This is a genomic window from Curtobacterium sp. P97, from assembly GCF_023712445.1.
In the GTDB taxonomy this organism is placed as follows: domain Bacteria; phylum Actinomycetota; class Actinomycetes; order Actinomycetales; family Microbacteriaceae; genus Curtobacterium.
The window spans coordinates 1-427 of the sequence record NZ_JAMAYF010000173.1; the positions used below are offsets into that span (position 1 = coordinate 1).

Annotated in this window: 1 protein-coding gene; it reads left to right on the top strand. The window is 69.6% G+C overall.

Annotated features, from left to right (window positions below; all coding sequences use genetic code 11):
• A partial coding sequence (locus tag M3677_RS17510; protein WP_251161214.1) for an oxaloacetate decarboxylase occupies positions 1-427 on the top strand: 427 nt, incomplete at both ends.

Genomic DNA, 427 nt, shown 5'->3' on the forward strand with positions numbered 1-427 from the left:
GGAGGACCAGGTCAATCCCAAGCGCTGCGGGCACCTGGACGGCAAGGCCGTCGTCGACCAGGACACCGCGGTCCAGCGGATCCAGGCCGCGGCCAAGGCCCGCCGCGATCCGGACTTCGTGCTCATGGCGCGCACCGACATCCGTGCGGTGGACTCGCTGGAGGCCACGATCGAGCGCGCCCAGGCGCTGGTCGAGGCCGGCGCGGACGCGATCTTCCCGGAGGCCATGAAGGACCTCTCCGAGTTCGAGGCCGTCGCCTCGGCACTCGACGTGCCGGTGCTGGCGAACATGACGGAGTTCGGCAAGTCCGAGCTGTTCACGGTCCAGCAACTGCAGGACGCCGGGGTCTCCATGGTCATCTATCCCGTGTCCGCACAGCGCGCAGCCATGGGTGCGGTCGAGCGCCTGCTCGACACCATCCGGCAG